The 17,790-nt window shown below is 60.2% G+C and carries 14 protein-coding genes; 6 read left to right on the top strand and 8 right to left on the bottom strand.

All coding sequences use genetic code 11. The features are described from left to right. Positions 1-88: 88 nt before the first annotated feature. The 3 genes from LAB08_RS24530 to LAB08_RS24520 form a co-directional block, all read right to left on the bottom strand. The gene (locus LAB08_RS24530; RefSeq protein WP_096509294.1) at positions 89-1,414 is read right to left on the bottom strand and encodes a sigma-54-dependent transcriptional regulator; all 1,326 of its coding nucleotides are present in this window, start codon (positions 1,412-1,414) and stop codon (positions 89-91) included. Further along, the gene (locus LAB08_RS24525; protein ID WP_096509295.1) at positions 1,399-3,174 is read right to left on the bottom strand and encodes a sensor histidine kinase; all 1,776 of its coding nucleotides are present in this window, start codon (positions 3,172-3,174) and stop codon (positions 1,399-1,401) included. Before LAB08_RS24525 ends, LAB08_RS24530 begins: the two co-directional genes overlap by 16 nt. A gap of 208 nt (positions 3,175-3,382) precedes the next feature. Further along, on the bottom strand, positions 3,383-4,906 hold the full coding sequence (locus LAB08_RS24520; protein WP_096509296.1) for a fumarate hydratase: 1,524 nt from the start codon (positions 4,904-4,906) through the stop codon (positions 3,383-3,385). A gap of 400 nt (positions 4,907-5,306) precedes the next feature. Between LAB08_RS24520 and LAB08_RS24515 the strand changes: the two genes are divergently transcribed. Genes LAB08_RS24515 through LAB08_RS24505 form a run of 3 tightly spaced genes read left to right on the top strand, consistent with a single transcriptional unit; the run spans position 5,307 to position 8,119 of the window. After that, positions 5,307-6,413 carry a GGDEF domain-containing protein gene (locus LAB08_RS24515; RefSeq protein WP_096509297.1) on the top strand — a complete coding sequence of 369 codons (1,107 nt, stop codon included), beginning with the start codon at positions 5,307-5,309 and terminating at the stop codon, positions 6,411-6,413. Continuing rightward, complete coding sequence (locus tag LAB08_RS24510) at positions 6,406-7,341, top strand: iron-sulfur-binding ferredoxin reductase (protein WP_096509298.1); 936 nt, start codon at positions 6,406-6,408, stop codon at positions 7,339-7,341. Before LAB08_RS24515 ends, LAB08_RS24510 begins: the two co-directional genes overlap by 8 nt. A gap of 28 nt (positions 7,342-7,369) precedes the next feature. Then, the gene (locus tag LAB08_RS24505) at positions 7,370-8,119 is read left to right on the top strand and encodes an enoyl-CoA hydratase-related protein (protein WP_096509299.1); all 750 of its coding nucleotides are present in this window, start codon (positions 7,370-7,372) and stop codon (positions 8,117-8,119) included. A 167-nt stretch (positions 8,120-8,286) separates the two neighbouring features. Here LAB08_RS24505 and pyk read toward each other — a convergent pair whose 3' ends face one another. Then, the gene (pyk, locus tag LAB08_RS24500) at positions 8,287-9,738 is read right to left on the bottom strand and encodes a pyruvate kinase (RefSeq protein ID WP_096509300.1); all 1,452 of its coding nucleotides are present in this window, start codon (positions 9,736-9,738) and stop codon (positions 8,287-8,289) included. A 170-nt stretch (positions 9,739-9,908) separates the two neighbouring features. On the opposite strand from pyk, the gene LAB08_RS24495 reads away from it, so the two are divergent. Both LAB08_RS24495 and LAB08_RS24490 read left to right on the top strand, forming a co-directional pair. Then, on the top strand, positions 9,909-10,292 hold the full coding sequence (locus tag LAB08_RS24495; protein WP_096509301.1) for a tetratricopeptide repeat protein: 384 nt from the start codon (positions 9,909-9,911) through the stop codon (positions 10,290-10,292). 243 nt (positions 10,293-10,535) lie between these two features. Continuing rightward, positions 10,536-10,895, top strand: a complete 360-nt coding sequence (locus LAB08_RS24490) for a PilZ domain-containing protein (RefSeq protein WP_096509302.1) — start codon at positions 10,536-10,538, stop codon at positions 10,893-10,895. A 135-nt stretch (positions 10,896-11,030) separates the two neighbouring features. On the opposite strand, the gene LAB08_RS24485 is transcribed toward LAB08_RS24490, so the two are convergent. From LAB08_RS24485 to LAB08_RS24470, 4 genes are all read right to left on the bottom strand, one after another. Then, positions 11,031-12,362, bottom strand: coding sequence for a DUF58 domain-containing protein (locus LAB08_RS24485; protein ID WP_096509303.1), 1,332 nt, complete (start codon positions 12,360-12,362; stop codon positions 11,031-11,033). Continuing rightward, the gene (locus LAB08_RS24480; RefSeq protein WP_096509304.1) at positions 12,359-13,360 is read right to left on the bottom strand and encodes an AAA family ATPase; all 1,002 of its coding nucleotides are present in this window, start codon (positions 13,358-13,360) and stop codon (positions 12,359-12,361) included. The genes LAB08_RS24485 and LAB08_RS24480 overlap by 4 nt, the downstream gene beginning before the upstream one ends. A gap of 1,194 nt (positions 13,361-14,554) precedes the next feature. Next, positions 14,555-15,460, bottom strand: a complete 906-nt coding sequence (locus LAB08_RS24475) for an amino acid ABC transporter substrate-binding protein (RefSeq protein WP_096509306.1) — start codon at positions 15,458-15,460, stop codon at positions 14,555-14,557. 49 nt (positions 15,461-15,509) lie between these two features. Then, positions 15,510-16,430, bottom strand: coding sequence for a universal stress protein (locus LAB08_RS24470; protein ID WP_096509307.1), 921 nt, complete (start codon positions 16,428-16,430; stop codon positions 15,510-15,512). A gap of 272 nt (positions 16,431-16,702) precedes the next feature. Here LAB08_RS24470 and LAB08_RS24465 point away from each other — a divergent pair, with 272 nt between their 5' ends. Further along, positions 16,703-17,776 carry an NAD(P)-dependent alcohol dehydrogenase gene (locus tag LAB08_RS24465; RefSeq protein ID WP_096509308.1) on the top strand — a complete coding sequence of 358 codons (1,074 nt, stop codon included), beginning with the start codon at positions 16,703-16,705 and terminating at the stop codon, positions 17,774-17,776. Positions 17,777-17,790: the final 14 nt, after the last annotated feature.

Raw genomic sequence — 17,790 nt, 5'->3', positions numbered from 1 at the left:
ATCGCGAGCAGGCTCGCTCCCACAATGGTGAGGCGTACACCGATCCACTGTAGGAGCGAGCCTGCTCGCGAAGAGGTCCGTCCAGACGCTACAGAAACATCTCCCGTGTAAGCCCATGCCGCTGCATCTTTTCATTGAAGGTGCGACGCGGCAGTTGCAGCTCCTCAAGCACCGCCTTGACGTCGCCCTTGTGCCGGGCCAACGCCGCGCGCAGACACTGTGCTTCAAAGGCTTCCTGCTGCGCCGCCAGTGACTGCCCGGGTTCGATACCCGCAGGGACAGGTTCGCCAAGCCCCAGCACCTGGCGCTCGGCCGCGTTTGCCAGTTCCCGCACATTGCCCGGCCAGTCGTGGCTCAGCAGATGGCTCAATTGCGGCCCGCTCAACGGTGAAAAGGAACGACCCAGGCGCTCGGCGGCCTGTCGGGCGAAAGACTCGTACAACAGGGGAATGTCTTCGCGACGGTCGCGCAACGGCGGCAGGCGCAGTTCGGCGACGTTCAGGCGATAAGCCAGATCCTCGCGAAAACGTCCGGCCCGTGCTTCGTCGAGCAGGTCCGGTTTGGTCGCGGCGATGATCCGCAGATCCACGCGAATACTCTGGTTCGAACCCAGGCGTTCCAGCTTCTGCTCCTGCAACACCCGCAGCAATTTCACCTGCTGGGCCAGGGGCATGCTCTCGATTTCGTCGAGAAACAAGGTGCCGCCATCGGCGTATTCCAGTTTACCGATGCGCTTGCCCTGAGCCCCGGTGAACGCGCCGCTTTCGTGACCGAACAGCTCGGCTTCAAACAGTTGCTCGGGAATGGCCGCGCAGTTTAATGCGACAAAGGGTTTGTCGGCGCGCGGCCCGAAGTCGTGCAGGCAGCGGGCAACCAATTCCTTGCCGCTGCCGGTTTCGCCACGGATCAGTACGTTGACTGGCAGCGCCGCCAGGTCCAGCACTTGCCCGCGCAAGGTTTGCAGGCTTCGGGATACGCCGAGCAGCGTGGCATCGAGCTTGGCGCGGTTGTCGGCCTGTTCGTGCAGGGCACGGTTTTCCAGGACCAGCCGGCGCTTGTCCAGGGCCCGGCGCAGGCTGCCGAGCAGGGTTTCGGGGCTGAAGGGTTTTTCCAGAAAATCGTAGGCACCCTCGCGCATGGCGTCGACGGCCATGGGGACATCGCCGTGACCGGTCAGCAGGATCACCGGCAGGTCGGCATCGCGTTGCTGCACTTCAGCCAACAGCTCCAGCCCGGTCATGCCCGGCATGCGCACATCGCTGAGAATCACCCCGGCAAAATGTTTCGGCAGTTGTGCCAGGCACTCATCGGCACGACTGAACAACTGCACTTCGAAACCCGACAGGCTCAGCCATTGCTCGACGGCGCTGCGGATGCTGCTTTCGTCATCGACCACCATCACTGAATTGAGCATGAGCCATGGGCCTCCAGATCGATGGGCAAGGTCAGGGTGAACACTGCACCGTTGGCGTGATTGTCGGCCGTCAGGCGCCCGCCCGATTCGTGAACGATAGCGAAAGAAACCGCCAGGCCGATACCCAGGCCATCGCCCACGGGTTTGGTAGTGAAGAATGGATCGAACACCTTGGGCAGATTCTCTTCCGAGATGCCGCTGCCGTTGTCGATGACGCTCAACCGCCACAGTTGTTCCTCGGCTTCGAGGCGGATTTCCAGGCGCTTGCAGGGTTTGTCCTGCATCGCATCCAGCGCGTTGCGCAACAGGTTGATCAGCACCTGCTCCAGGCGAATCGCATCGCCGCGTACCCAGGCCGGACGCGTCAGATGCAGCACTGTGCTGACCTGCTCGTCGCGCAGTCGCGTGTCGAGCAATTGCAGCGACTGGTCCACCACCGCCGCCAGGTCCAGGCGTTCGCGCAAGCCGCTGGGGCTTTTGCGGGCAAAGGTTTTCAGGTGGCCGGTGAGGGCGGCCATGCGTGTGAGCATCTCGTCCACGGGTTTGAGCGCCTTGTAGGCATCATCGACCCGGCCGTGATCGAGCAGCAGCCTCAAGGTCGCCAGCTGCATGCGCTGGGCTGTCAGCGGTTGATTGATCTCGTGGGCCAAGGCGGCCGACATCTGCCCGAGGGCGGCGAGTTTGGCCGATTGCACCAGTCCGTCCTGGGCCGTGCGCAGGTCACGGGTACGCTCTTCCACCAGTTGCTCAAGCTCCTCGCGACTGCGCTGGCGCAGTTTGGCCAGACGCCAGCGCTGGTTGAGAAACAACAACAGAAACACCAGAGCCAGCCACAACCCGGCTGCCGCGAGTGCCGCGTTGCGGCTGTCTTCGAAGGCAACCTGGGGACGCCGGAGCAGGTGCAGGGTCCAGCCTTCGGCGGCCAGCGGCAAAGATTCCCATAGATAGTCGGCATTGCCGTCCGGACCCTCGACCCGTGCCAGTTCGCTGTTGTCGTCAAAGCGGCGCAACGATTGAAATTCAAGCGGCGTCAACGGTTGCTTGTCGTATTGGCGGGTGGTCTTGAGTTCGGCGTGATCGCTTTCGCTCAGCGGTTTCAAGTGGCGATAGCGCCAACCCGGTTGATTGGCGATGAAGATGATCCCGCGGGCGTCGCTGACCAGCAGCGTGTCGTTGCCCTGGCGCCACTCGCGTTCCAGTTCCGGAAACTCCAGTTTCACCACCATGGCGCCGAGAAACTGTCCGTCGTCATCGGTCACGGCGCTGGACAGGAAGTAACCCGGAATTCCACTGGTCACGCCTACGGCATAAAAGCGCCCGGTGCCTTGGGTGCGGGTCTGATTGAAATAGGGACGGAAGCCATAATTGTGGCCGACGTAACTGCTGGGCAAACGCCAGTTGCTCGCGGCCACGGCAAGGCCGGTGCGGTCGAGCAATTCCAGGGTCGAGGATTCGGCGGCGCCGTTGATCTTTTCCAGTTTTCGGTTCAGCAGCTCCTGTTGCTCGGGGCTGACCGGGCCTTTGAGCGCATCGCGCAATTGCGGATCCAGCGCCAGCACCGAGGGCAGGGCGCGGTAGCGTTCGATGAGGGTGTGCAGCGATGTGGCGTACAGCGCCAGTTGCTGGTTGGCCCGGGCCGCGTCTTCGACCATGGATTGGCGCACGGTATGACGCATGGCCAGGGTGGCCGCGAGGGCAGCACCGGCGATGATCAACACGGTATACAGCGTCAGGCGCAGGGAGCGGGAAGACAAGAACATGCAGGGCTTACACAAGGAATACGGAGGGGCCGCACGATAACATGAGCTTCCGCTTTCCTTGTAGGAGCGAGGCTTGCCCGCGAAGCTTTTGGCTCCCTCGAGGGACTCTTCGCGGGCAAGCCTCGCTCCTACAGGGAAGGGGGAAGGGTGGGCAATAAAAAAGGCGACAGGGGTAGCCCTGTCGCCTTTGCTTGTTCAGTCGAGGTGCTTACTGCACTTCCACCGCCAAACTTTCACTGATCTTTTTCTGCCAGATGGCAGGACCGGTGATGTGTACCGACTCGCCCTTGCTGTCGACTGCAACAGTCACTGGCATGTCTTTGACGTCGAACTCGTAGATCGCTTCCATGCCCAGTTCGGCAAACGCCACGACGCGGGATTTCTTGATCGCTTGCGCCACCAGGTAAGCCGCGCCGCCCACTGCCATCAGGTAAACGGCTTTGTGGTCCTTGATCGCATCGATGGCGGTCGGGCCGCGCTCGGATTTGCCGATCATGCCCAGCAGGCCGGTTTGCTCAAGGATCTGACGGGTGAATTTGTCCATCCGCGTAGCGGTGGTCGGGCCGGCAGGGCCAACCACTTCTTCGCGAACCGGATCAACCGGGCCGACGTAATAGATGAAACGACCTTTCAGATCCACCGGCAGGGTTTCACCCTTGTTCAGCATCTCGACCATGCGCTTGTGCGCAGCGTCGCGACCGGTGAGCATCTTGCCGTTGAGCAGGACGGTTTCGCCCGGCTTCCAGCTCTGCACTTCTTCCGGGGTCAGGGTGTCGAGGTTGACGCGACGGGCCGAAGGACCGGCTTCCCAGACGATTTCCGGGTAGGCGTCCAGCGGTGGCGCTTCCAGCGAGGCCGGGCCGGAACCGTCGAGCACGAAGTGCGCGTGACGGGTGGCGGCGCAGTTCGGGATCATGCACACCGGCAACGAAGCGGCGTGGGTCGGGTAGTCCATGATCTTCACGTCGAGCACGGTGGTCAGGCCACCGAGGCCCTGGGCGCCAATGCCCAACTGGTTGACCTTCTCGAACAGCTCCAGGCGCATTTCTTCAATGCGGTTCTGCGGGCCGCGGGCTTTCAGCTCGTGGATGTCGATGGATTCCATCAACACTTCCTTGGCCATTACCGCGGCTTTCTCGGCAGTACCGCCGATGCCGATGCCGAGCATGCCCGGTGGGCACCAGCCGGCGCCCATGGTCGGAACGGTCTTCAGAACCCAGTCGACGATCGAGTCGGACGGGTTGAGCATGGCCATCTTCGACTTGTTCTCGGAACCGCCGCCCTTGGCCGCCACGTCCACTTCCACGGTGTTACCCGGAACGATGGAGTAGTGGATAACGGCCGGGGTGTTGTCCTTGGTGTTCTTGCGAGCACCCGCCGGGTCGGCGAGGATCGAAGCACGCAGGACGTTTTCCGGCAGGTTGTAGGCGCGACGCACGCCTTCGTTGATCATGTCGTCCAGGCCCATGGTCGCGCCATCCCAGCGCACGTCCATGCCCACGCGGACAAACACGGTCACGATGCCGGTGTCCTGGCAGATCGGGCGGTGGCCGGTGGCGCACATGCGCGAGTTGATCAGGATCTGCGCCATGGAATCGCGGGCTGCCGGCGATTCTTCACGCAGGTAGGCCTCGTGCATCGCCTGGATGAAATCCACGGGGTGGTAATAGGAAATGAACTGCAGGGCGTCGGCAACGCTCTGAATCAGGTCGTCTTGCTTGATCACGGTCATGAGTCGCGCTCCTCTAAAAGACGGGAACATTCAATAAGGTGCTTGCAGCTTGGGTGCATCGGTCGGTTGCAAGCACCTTTCAAGGCACGCCGGGCATGCTGGCGCGACGCTAAAAAGGCGCGGCAGTATACCGCGCCTCGCTCAAGGGCACACGCGCCGGTAGTCAATCGTTGGTCGCATAGATACGCATAACCTCTTGTAGGCGCTGGCTTGCCAGCGAAAGCGACCTGACAGGCGATACAGTTGTCGTCTGACACGCCGTCTTCGCTGGCAAGCCAGCACCTACAAGGACGTGGGGGCCAGAAAATCGATGGTCATTTATCGGCCACGCCACTAAAGTGACATACGGTCTGTAGAGTAGGACGCTCTGTCAGTCTCCTTTCATTCGGTGAGTCAACGATTGACCCATAACGCCATCCAGCGACTGTTGCTCAAACGTTTTGCCCTCGCGGCCGGCACCTATGCCTTGGCTCTGCTGTTGCTGTGGCTGGCGTTTTTTACCGGTCACTTTCAGGACACGCTATCGGGCGTGGCCATTGGCAGCGCGCTGGTGGTGATCAGCCAGGCAACGCTGTTCGCAATATTCTATTCCGGCTGCAACCTGCGCTTCGCCGACCCCAGCATGACCGAAACCCAGGTGTTGCTGGGGCTGGGTTGGCAAACCTGGCTGATTGCCCATCTGAACGATGCGCGCGGGGCATTCCTGGTTTTTTATGTATTGATTCTGCTGTTCGGGTTGTTCCACCTGTCCCGTCGCTCATTCCTGCGATGCGCCTTGCTGGTGTTTTTAAGTTTCAGCGCGATCACGCTGTGGGAGGGCTATCACTTCCAGCTGCCCGACCCGGCCCTGGCGGCGTTGCAGGTGTGCGTGCTGTTGATCGTGCTGGTCTGGCTGGTGCTCTATGCCGGTTATGTCCAGGCCTCGCGCCACCGCATGCGCCAGCGCCGTTTTGCCTTGCAGGCTCACCAGGACACATTGCGCGGGATGATGCGCCAGCTCGAAGACCTCGTGGCCACCGACGAGTTGACCGGCCTGTTCAATCGCCGGCATTTCCTGCGCCTGGCCTCCCGCGAGCTCAATGCCATGGAGACCGGCGTTATGCATGGCCTGGCGCTGATCGATCTCGACCATTTCAAACGCATCAACGACCTGCACGGTCATGCCGCTGGCGATCAAGTGCTGCAAGCCTTTGCCGGCGTGGCCACCGCTTGCTTGCGCGAAGGTGACGTCCTGGCCCGCTACGGCGGCGAAGAGTTCGTAGTGCTGCTGCCCGACTGCGATGCCGACAGTTTGACCCTGTGCTGCGAGCGGTTGCGCATCGCGTTCACCGATGTCGAGTTGATCGGTCTGAACGTACGCAATCTCAGCCTGTCCGCGGGCATGACCCTGCTGGAGCCGGGCGAGGATCTCGACGAAGCCTTGCAGCGGGCCGATCAGGCGCTGTATCGCGCCAAGCGTGACGGGCGCAACCGTTGCGCGGCAGCGTGGGAAAACGTCGATGCCTGAGCTGCGTGTCGGCGAGCGCCATTGGTCGGTGGCGGTGGGCAGCAATTTGCTCGATGCCCTGAATCAGAACGGTGTGGCAGTGCCCTACAGCTGTCGCGCCGGCAGTTGTCATGCGTGCCTGGTGCAGTGCGTACAAGGGCTGCCGAGCGACAGCCGCCCCGATGCCTTGAGTCCGGAGCAACGCCAGCAAGGCTGGCGCCTGGCGTGCCAGTGCCAGGTGGTCGAGGACTTGCAGGTGCACACTTTCGACCCGCAACAGGACGGCCGCCCGGCCGAGGTCGCGGCCGTCGATTGGTTGAGCGACAGCGTGTTACGTTTGCGCCTGACCCCACAACGTCCTTTGCGCTACAGCGCCGGCCAGCATCTGGTGTTGTGGGTGGGTAATGTGGCGCGACCGTATTCCCTGGCCAGCCTGCCGGAAGACGACCGCTTCCTGGAGTTTCACCTCGATTGTCGCCTGCCGGGTGAATTCAGTGATGCCGCGCGTCAGCTGAACATCGGCGATCCGATCCGCCTTGGCGAATTGCGCGGCGGGGCCTTGCACTATGACCCGGACTGGCATGATCGACCGTTGTGGCTAATGGCCTCCGGCACGGGGCTGGGGCCACTGTTCGGTGTGCTGCGCGAAGCGTTGCGCCATGATCACCGGGGCGCAATTCGCGTCATTCACCTGGCCCATGATGGCAATGAGCATTATCTGGCCAAGCCGTTGCAAGCCATGGCTGCCAGCCGTGCGAACCTGAGTATCGAGCTATGGACCGCGGCCGAGTTGCCAGCGGTTTTGGCGCAACTGCGCCTTGTCTCCCGGCAAACCCTGGCCCTACTCTGCGGAGCCCCCGACAGCGTTGACGCCTTTGCCCGGCGCCTGTATCTGGCGGGACTGCCGCGCAATCAACTGCTGGCCGATGTCTTCCTGCCCCGTGGTTGAGCGCTGAATTCCAGACGCGAGACCGACCATGACCGATGCCATCCAGATTGAACGCGAACGCGGCCTGCTGACGCTGCGCCTCAATCGCCCGGAAAAGAAAAACGCCCTGACCCGTGCAATGTACAACCATCTGGCCGAAGCGCTGAAGCAGGCCGATAGCGACCCTGAAATCAACGCCGTGCTGATCACGGGCTCCAGCGAGTGTTTCACCGCCGGCAACGACATTGCTGACTTCATCCAGCAACCACCGAACAACCTCGACAGCCCGGTATTCCGCTTCATGCTCAACCTGCTTGAATGCCGCAAACCGGTGATCGCCGCCGTGGCGGGCGCTGCCGTGGGGATTGGCACGACGCTGCTTCTGCACTGCGATCTGGTTTACGTCAGCCGTGACGCACGCTTGCGCATGCCGTTCGTCAACCTTGGCCTGTGCCCGGAATTCGGCTCCAGCTTGCTCCTGCCGCGTCTGCTTGGGCAGGCCAAAGCGGCGGAATTGTTGCTGCTGGGCGAAGGATTCAACGGTGAACAGGCTGCGGCATGGGGCATTGCGTCCGAAGCCTTGGGCAGTGGCGAAGAGGCGTTGGCCAAGGCTCGGGAGATGGCCCTGCGCTTTGAGTCTTTGCCACCTGAGGCGGTGCGGATCAGCAAGCAGTTGATGAAAGCCCCGGATCGGGAATTGTTGCGCAAGGTAATAGAAGAAGAGGGGGCGTTGTTTACCCAGCGATTGCGTTCGCCGGAGGCGATGGCGGCGTTGTCCGGGTTTATCAACAGGCATTGAAATCTATGGTGACTGGGCCTCCCTCTTCGCGAGCAGGCTACGCCGTACCATTGTGGGAGCGAGCCTGCTCGCGAAAGCGTCAGCCCAGGCAACACAGCACCAGGATCAGAAAGCAAAAAGCCCCGCCATTCACATGGCGGGGCTTTTGTCTTTCAGCAACCGGTCACTCAGACCATCGGGTCGCCAACATGCAGGATTTTCATGCCGTTGGTGCCGCCGGTGGTGTGGTAGCTGTCGCCCTTGGTCAGGATGACCCAGTCGCCTTTCTCCACCACGCCGCGCTTGACCAGCTCGTCGATGGCTTTCTGGCTGACTTCATTGGGTGCCAGCGAGGCCGGGTCGAATGGAACGGTGTACACGCCACGGAACATCGCCGCGCGGGCCTGGGCTTCGCGATGCGGAGTGAACGCATAGATCGGCACCGAGGAACGGATGCGCGACATGATCAGCGGGGTGTAGCCGCTTTCGGTCAACGCGATGATCGCCTTCACGCCCGGGAAGTGGTTGGCCGTGTACATGGTGGCCAGGGCGATGCTTTCGTCGCAGCGCTGGAATTCCTTGCCGATGCGGTGGCTGGAGGTCTTGCTGGTCGGGTGCTTTTCAGCGCCGACGCAGATGCGTGCCATCGCCTGTACGGCTTCCAGCGGGTACAGACCAGCGGCACTTTCGGCCGAGAGCATCACGGCGTCGGTGTAGTCGAGCACGGCGTTGGCTACGTCGGACACTTCGGCGCGGGTCGGCATCGGGTTCTGGATCATCGACTCCATCATCTGGGTCGCCACGATCACCGCCTTGTTGTGGCGACGTGCGTGCAGAATGATTTTCTTCTGGATGCCCACCAGCTCGGCGTCGCCGATTTCCACACCCAGGTCACCACGGGCCACCATCACGGCGTCGGATGCGTTGATCAGGCCATCGAGGGTTTCGTCGTCAGCCACGGCTTCGGCGCGTTCGATCTTCGCCACCAGCCAGGCGGTGCCGCCAGCCTCGTCGCGCAGTTTGCGCGCGTATTCCATATCGGCTGCGTCACGCGGGAAAGACACGGCCAGATAGTCGACCTGCATTTCCGCGGCGAGCTTGATGTCGGCCTTGTCTTTTTCAGTCAGGGCCGGTGCCGTCAGGCCGCCGCCGCGACGGTTGATGCCTTTGTGGTCCGACAGCGGGCCGCCGATGGTCACGGTGCAGTTCAATTCGGTGGCGGTGGCGGTGTCGACGCGCATTACGACGCGACCGTCGTCGAGCAGCAGCTCGTCGCCCACACCGCAGTCCTTGACCAGGTCCGGGTAGTCGATGCCGACCACTTGCTGGTTGCCTTCGGTCAGCGGATGGCTGGTGGAGAAGGTGAATTGATCACCGATCTTCAGCTCGATGCGCTTGTTGGCGAATTTGGCGATACGGATTTTCGGACCTTGCAGGTCACCCAGCAGGGCGACGAAGCGGCCGTGCTTGGCGGCCAGGTCACGCACCAGCTTCGCGCGAGCCTTGTGCTCGTCGGGGGTGCCGTGGGAGAAGTTCAGGCGGGCGACGTCCAGGCCAGCCAGAATCAGCTGTTCGAGAACTTCCGGCGAGTTACTGGCCGGGCCAAGGGTAGCGACGATTTTGGTACGACGGACGGACATGCAAAGACTCCTGAGTTCAAGCGCTGAGTGAGGCTACTATGGTCTCGGGGTGTAGTCATTGTTCGTTTGCACTACTTTTTTCTTTCTTTATTGAACGCGCAACTTTGTGCCAGGTGGCCTGAAGATTTGCGCCCTCGGGTCGATACAGCGTTCAAGACAGGAGATTTCCCATGCGATTCGTACACATTGCTGCCCTTGCCCTTAGTGTTGCAAGCGTCACGGGCTGCACCCGTTTTGCCATGAACCATCATTTGAACAATGCCTACAGCGCCTACGACCGTGGCAATTGCGAGCAGGTGATGCTCGAGTTGTCCAAGGTCGAGCGTGACAGCCGTGCACGGCCTTATGTCTGGCCGGAAGTGTCGATGATGCGCGGTCAGTGCCTGGAGCGGCAGAAAATGTTCATCGACGCCGCCCAGACCTATCAATTCATCATCGCTTCCTATCCACAAAGCGAATACGCCTACCGCGCCCGCGCCCGTCTGGAAACCTTGCAGAGCCTGGGTCACTACCCCACCCGCAGTGCCGCAGCGGTGCGCCCGACGCAGTTCTGATTCGGGTTGCCCTTCAATAGCTGGCCGACCGGCGGCGGTGAGCTATAGTCGAATAGACCAGTTTAGAGCCTAGTTTCTAAACTGACGTAACACCTGTGATCGGCAGGCGTAAGCGGCAGCGGTTGATGGACTGTCGCACCGGGAACGGGGAGAGCGGGCGGTTTATGCCTGGGTATCAGTAGGCTGGCCTGTTCCGAAGCATTAGTGCGGTCCTGCTTAAGGGCCTTGCGTAGCGAATTCAGCATGTTCACCGACCGCCGGATCGAGCGGCATCAACTGCCGTATTTTCTGAAAGTGTTCAACAGCATCACCGACAAACCCATCGGCTATCTGGGCAATGTCTCCGAAGACGGGCTGATGCTGATCAGCCAGTTGCCGATGATGATCGGCGCGGACTTCGATTTGCGCCTGAAGATCCCGGCCAGCGATGGCTGCCAACAGGTTATTGACCTGCGGGCGTGCTGCCTGTGGTGCCATGAAGACGCCACCCCCCGCCACTATGACGCCGGGTTCAGCCTGCAACAGGCGCCGCCGGAATATGCACAATTGGTGGGGGCGTTGAAGCAGTACTTCAGTTTTCAGACATTGCCGGCTTCGGCCTGAATGAGCTTCGCGAGCAAGCCCGCTCCCACAGTTGATCTGTGTGTTTCGCAAATACCATGTTCACTGAAGATCCCATGTGGGAGCGGGCTTGCTCGCGAAGGCGCCAGTGCAGACGATGGGCATCCAGCAGGCAGATCAAACACTCCCACTACGCTTCCAGCTCAAATACTGCGACACCAGTTTCGTACCCAACTCTCCGGGCCGCGCATCCAGCACCGGCACCCCATGTGCACTTAACCGCTCATGCAGTTCAACCCGTGCATTGAGGTAATCCACCGTGCCGCAATAGGCCAACGCCTCGGGCAAGGTCTGCACTAGTGATTCCCGAATGTGGTCGAGCACGTTTTCGCGCAAACTGGCGACCAGTACCCGATGATGCTTGCCCAATCGTTTGACGGCCGTGAGCAGCTCTTCATCGTCCTCATCGCGCAGGTTGGTCACCAGCACCACCAGCGCCCGGCGTTTTTGTCGGGCGAGCAATTGGGTGATGGCCGCTTGATAGTCGGCGCTGCGCTGGCTGCTGCTGAGGTCGTAGACGGTGTTGAGCAGGATATTGAGTTGCCCGCTGCCCTTCACCGGGGCGAGGTAGCGCGGTTGATCGCTGGCAAAAGTGCTCAGGCCCACCGCATCGCCCTGGCGCAGCGCGATGTAACTCAGCAGCAGGCAGGCATTGAGCGCATGATCGAAATGCGCCAGCTCATCGTCCTGACTGCGCATGCGGCGGCCGCAATCGAGCATGAAAATGATCTGCTGGTCGCGTTCATCCTGATACTCCCGGGCAATCGGCGTACGTTGGCGGGCGGTGGCTTTCCAGTCGATTTGCCGCAGGCTGTCGCCCTCGCGAAACTCGCGCAGTTGATGAAATTCCAGCCCCTGTCCGCGGCGCTGGCGTTGGCGTACGCCAAGTTGGTTGAGCCAGTGGTCCACCGCCGACAGTTGGCCGCCGTACAGGCGGGCGAAGTCGGGATAGACGCGCGTTTGGTCCGGTACCTGCAGCAAGCGTTTATCGGTCCACAGGCCCAACGGACCTGGCAGGTTGACTTCGCAGTGCTCGAAACGGAAGTGACCACGCTTGAGCGGGCGCAGGCGATAACTGCTCAGGCTGCGTTGGCCGGGTTGCAATGACAGCGTCAGCGGCAGGTTTTCGAAGCCCAGGCCGTCCGGTACATGGTCGAAGAGTTTCAGGTCCAGCGGCTGAACGAAGTCATGTTCAAGCTCCAGTCGTACTTCCCCCCAGCGTCCCAGCGACAGGCTGCCGGGCATGTGCCGTCGCACGCGGGGTGAGGGCAAGCGTTTGAGGCGGATGGCATCGATTAGCGCTAGCGCGAGAAGCGCCAACAGCAGACCCCAATTGATCCGCGACAGGTAAGACGGCAGCGCAAAATCCAGTGCCTGCAAGGCGCCCAGCACGATGCCGATGACCAACAGCAGGGCCAGCCAGAGCAGCAGCAGGCGCGATGGTTTCACTGGCGCGGCGCCGGCACTTGATCGAGCAATTGCCGCAGCACCTGATCCACCTCCAGCCCCTCGATGTCCAGATCCGGTGCGATGCGCACGCGATGGCGCAGCACCGACAGCGCACAACCTTTTATGTCATCCGGAATCACGAACTCGCCACCGCGCAACAAGGCCCGCGCCCTTGCGCAACGGACCAGTGCAATCGAGGCCCGGGGCCCGGCACCGAGGGTCAGGCCTGGCCAGCTCCGGGTGGTGCGGGCCAGGCGCACGGCGTAATCGAGCACCTGTTCATCCATCGGCAAGTCACTGGCGATGCGCTGCAAGGCCAGCACATCCTTGGCCTGCAACACTGTGCGCAGCGGCTGCACGTCGAGCATGTCGGCGCGGGTCGAGCGGCTGACCTGGCGCACCATGTCCAACTCCTGCCCGGCGTCGGGATAGTCCATGCGCACCTTGAGCATGAAGCGATCCAGCTCGGCTTCCGGCAACGGGTAAGTGCCTTCCTGTTCGATGGGGTTTTGTGTGGCCAGCACCATGAAGGGTTGCGCGATGGGCAGGGCGCGACCTTCCAGGGTGACTTGCCGCTCCTGCATGGCTTCGAGCAACGCGGCCTGGGTTTTCGCCGGGGCACGGTTGATCTCGTCGGCCAGCAACAGGTTGGTGAACAGCGGACCCTTGCGCAGTTTGAATTGCTCGGTCTGCAAGTCGTACACCGCGTGCCCGGTGACGTCGCTGGGCATCAGGTCCGGGGTGAACTGGATGCGTGCGAATTCGCCGCCGAAGCAGCGCGCCAGTGCCCGCACCAACAGGGTCTTGCCCAGCCCCGGGACACCTTCGAGCAACACATGGCCGCCGGCAATCAATGCCGTGAGCACATCGTCGATCACATTGATCTGGCCGATCACGGCTTTTTGCAGTTCACCGCGTATGGCTTGCGCCAACTGGCTGGCGCGTTGTCGTTGCGCCGCGGCGTGACTGGCGGCGTCGGGCTTGATCGGTTCACTCATAACTTCCGGAACCCTGCTAACAGTTACATGTGTTTTATCTTCCATAAATCAGTCACTTACCTAATCTGACTTTTTTAACTTATTTTTTACGCGTGGAACGGGTGAACGACTGCCAATCTGCCTCATTGCAATCTCATGGCAACCCCTCACTTAAGCGTTCGTCAGAGGTGGAGGTTAGTCTACGACGGACAATGATTCAGCTGGGTCTATTCAGCCTTCGGAGCAAACGAAGCACTGAAGAATGTGAACCCCAGATTGCTCAGGGCTTTGCTGGCTCGCACCTGCCAGCTCGTGCGGACCGACATCCCCGGAAACCCTATCCAGATCGATTACAAAGTGCTGGCCAACGTGACGAAAGCCGAGGGGGGGTTGGCGCTGAAACCACTGGGATCGATATCAGATTCGACAATAAGTATCACTGCGCGATCATGAACGGTGCAGAAGTCCAATCGCACCGTTATTCAGACGCTTGCAAAGAGCTCTTGGAAAAGGTGCGATCGGTAGAAGCGTACATTCAGGAAGTGGAGAAGGAGGTGGAGGCCAAGGGCCAGCGTAACTGAGCACCTTCAATGAGGAACCTGCTATCGGGCAAGTTCCTTCGCTCACTAGACCAGGCTCAACAACATCTGGCCCGATTCATGGATGAGGTGGATAAACATCATGGGATGTAGATCTATCGCTGCTGGCCCCAGTAGATGCACCTTTGAAGATTCGGTCACCCTCTTTTTTGTCGATGGTTCAAAGCAAATAAAGGATGGCAATGGTAAACAACAAACCGATGCTGAAGATGATCGTCAGGAAGACAATCGTACGCATCAAGATGTGAATCCACATGACACTAGACTCCCATTACCGTTCTTTTATTTTAGGGTTTGGCAACATTTTGGGAGCTTCGAAACTCAAGAGCTCGTAGGAGTCCTAACGCAATAATTAAGCCATTTAAGTGAAGGCTGCCTGGATGCAAGCCTTGGACCTGTAGCGCGGCGTTCCAGGCGACTGCTTTCAGACGAAAACTGTCCCCGAGTTCCCCCCCCAAAAAATGAGGCTCCCCCGCCTATGGGGGGAACATGTGTTCGGACGCCACCCAGCGGGATTGGAATGCTAAGTCAACGCTTTGCCGCTGGGGGCACACGGCAGAGATGCTCCTGGGTCTAAACCGTCCTTGGTGGTTTCTATCCTGGCCTCCTATCGTCATCAAGGTAGGGCATAGAGCTTGAACAGCATCCGGGATGTATCGTTGACGCCTCCCAAATGCTTGTCGTATGCCCGTTCAATCGCTCCAGTACGGTACATTTCGCTTAGGGCGCGATCGACCAGCAGACGGAAGTTTTCATCGTCTCGATTGACCATCATTGAGGTCGTTGCGTACTCGAAAATGCGATCGAGCAGCACAAGATTCCCGGTGGCGTTGTTGTCGGCGAGTTCATGTTTAAGCATCGTGCGTTCGGCGAAGAAGACATCTGCCTTGCCTTCGGCAACGCGTTTGAGACCAGCGCCAGTGTCTTGCACCGTGACGAGCGTGGCGACCACCCCCAAGGATCGCATTTGTTGATTGATCCACTGCTCGGTGACACCGCCCGCGATCGTGGCATAAGTCATGTTGGCCAGTGCGCGATTGATGTCTGTGCGCCAGGTCGGGCCGGTTTTGGCCACTTCACCTTTCAGGGCAATAAGTAGCGAGTTAGGCGCTTTTTTGTTGACTACAGCCGAGAGGCCGGCCGTGTAGACAGGAATTGAGTAGCTGACTGTTTTACGACGCTCCAGAGTTACTGGCGTCGGCGTGCACAGAATGTCGACTTTTCCAGTACTGACGGCGCTGGTTTCTTCGCCCAACTGAACTGGCTGATAACGAACTTGCAATGAGGGCAGGTTCAACTCGGTTTTTATTGAGTTGAAGATGTCCTGACAGAGGTCGATCGCATATCCGCTGACCTTGTCACCCGCCTGGTTACTGAACGGTGCGAAGTCAGGCACATACCCCAGAACCACTGAATGACTGTTGCGCACCCGTTCAAGCGTGTCGGCTCCCGCGACTACGGGTACCAGGGAAAGTAGGCAGACAAGAAGCAGGTTGGCGGCTTTGATCGGTTGAGCGCTCATTTCTCATTCTCCCGTCTCGTATTTCTTTTGATAGGTGGTGAACCATCATTCAAATTATTTCTGGCGATACCACCCACACGCTGCAGGGCATCTTGTACAGCAGATGTTCCACGGTGCTGCCCACTAACCGCTCCATGGCGCGGTGACCTACGCGTCCCATGACAATGACGTCAGTGTCATAAGCCCCGGCATAGCTGGAAAGCACCTTGGCCGGATTGCCCATAATCATGTGCTGGTGCTCCGGCGCAATCCCGTTGCGCTCCGAAAGCTCGCCGAACGCTTCAGCTTGAGCGTCGAACAGGGTCTTGGCTTTGCTCGAAGAAAAGAATGCGGAGCCATTACTGAAACCGAATTCATCTGCGCTGATGGATGAAAGGTCATGGGCGTAGATCACATCGAGCTCGGCGTTGCAGGTGGCGGCCAGTTTGGACGCCTCGCGCAGAATCCTGTCGTTGAAACCTTCGTATTGGTCATCACGATGAAAAGGGTCCACTGCGGCGACGATTTTGCGCGGCAATGCATGGTGCATATGACTGACAAAATGCAGCGGCACCGGGCATTCGCGCAGCAGATGGATATCCAATGGGGTAAACATCAGGCGTGACAGCAGGGATTCGTGTTCCAGCGCCTTGATCAATACGGCCATCGGCTGTTCTTTGAGATGAATGAGGATTTCCTGCAAGGGGTTCTCCACCCAGACCACTTCAGTGGTGACGTGAACCCCGATTTTGCGCAACGGTCTAGCCTGGTCCTCAAGCCATTGACGATGGCGCTCGACATAGCCCAGCCGCATCTGTTCCCGCGCTTGTTCGTTGACCATCCCGGCAGTCGCCAGCCCTTCGAGGTAATCGAACGCTACGATGTGCAGTGCCGCGTCCGAAGCCTTGGCCAGTGCGGCAGCCCGGTCGAAGGCAGGGCTGTTTTCCATCAACGGCGAGACAACCAGCATGAAACGTGATTGATCAGACATGGGAGGTCTCCAGTAGGTAAACGCGCAATGGCTTGCCGCAATGGCTGCGGTACTGGGCAATGAAGCCTTGCACTTATCCTGCTTTCGACTGGGGGCAGAAGGTTGACATTTGTCAAATGGAATGGGGACGGATGATGTGGCCCGACGTGCGGTTGCCCGGGCCTCGTCCAGTGACGAAATTGTTGACCATTATCAATTTTTCGTCCGTCGCCCCGGCGCAGTCTTTAGGCTCGTGCTGAACGTTGGCTTGCGCAGGCAAAAGAGGGATCACCATGGCAACCATGAAAGCGGCTGTTTTCGTTGAACAGAACCGGATCGTGCTGGAAGACAAACCCATCCCGGAAGTCGGGCCGCAGGATGCATTGATCCGTATCACCACCACGACCATTTGCGGCACCGACGTGCACATCTTGCGCGGTGAATATCCAGTGGCCAAGGGCCTGACCGTGGGCCATGAGCCGGTGGGCATCATTGAGCGTCTCGGTTCGCAGGTGCGCGGCTTTGTCGAAGGGCAGCGGGTGATTGCTGGTGCCATCACGCCCAGCGGGCAAAGTTATGCCTGCCTGTGTGGTTGCGGGTCACAGGATGGACCAGATACCCGCCATGGTTTCCGTGCCATCGGGGGCTGGAAGTTCGGCAACATTATCGACGGCTGCCAGGCCGAGTACGTGCTGGTACCGGATGCCATCGCCAATTTGTGTCCGATTCCCGACGGACTCAGTGACGAGCAAGTGTTGATGTGCCCGGACATCATGTCCACCGGGTTTTCCGGGGCAGAGCGGGGTGAAGTGACCATCGGCGATACGGTAGCCGTGTTTGCCTTAGGGCCAATAGGCCTCTGTGCGGTGGCGGGTGCACGACTCAAAGGCGCGACAACGATCATTGGTGTCGATGCCGTGGCTGAACGGATGAGCGTCGCACGACGGTTGGGCGCGACCCATGTCGTCAACTTCAAGGACGGTAACGTGGTCGAGCAGATCATGGCCCTGACCGATGGTCGGGGTGTCGATGTGTCCATCGAGGCACTGGGAACCCAGGGGACGTTCGAATCCGCGCTGCGGGTATTGCGCCCGGGTGGTCGACTATCCAGCCTGGGTGTTTACTCCAGCGATCTGCAAATTCCCCTCGATGCCTTTGCCGCAGGGTTGGGCGACTACAGCATCGTCACCACCCTATGTCCCGGCGGCAAGGAACGCATGCGCCGCTTGATGGCGGTGGTCCAGAGCGGTGGCGTGGACCTGTCGCCGCTGGTGACTCACCGTTTCAAACTTGATGATATCGAGGCGGCTTATGAGTTGTTTGCACACCAACGGGACGGTGTGATGAAGGTCGCGATTACGCCGTGAGGGTATGCGGGGCG

Source organism: Pseudomonas izuensis, from assembly GCF_002356535.2.
In the GTDB taxonomy this organism is placed as follows: domain Bacteria; phylum Pseudomonadota; class Gammaproteobacteria; order Pseudomonadales; family Pseudomonadaceae; genus Aquipseudomonas; species Aquipseudomonas izuensis.
The sequence above is the reverse complement of the archived record's forward strand: the minus strand, read 5'-3'. Positions and strand labels throughout refer to the sequence as shown.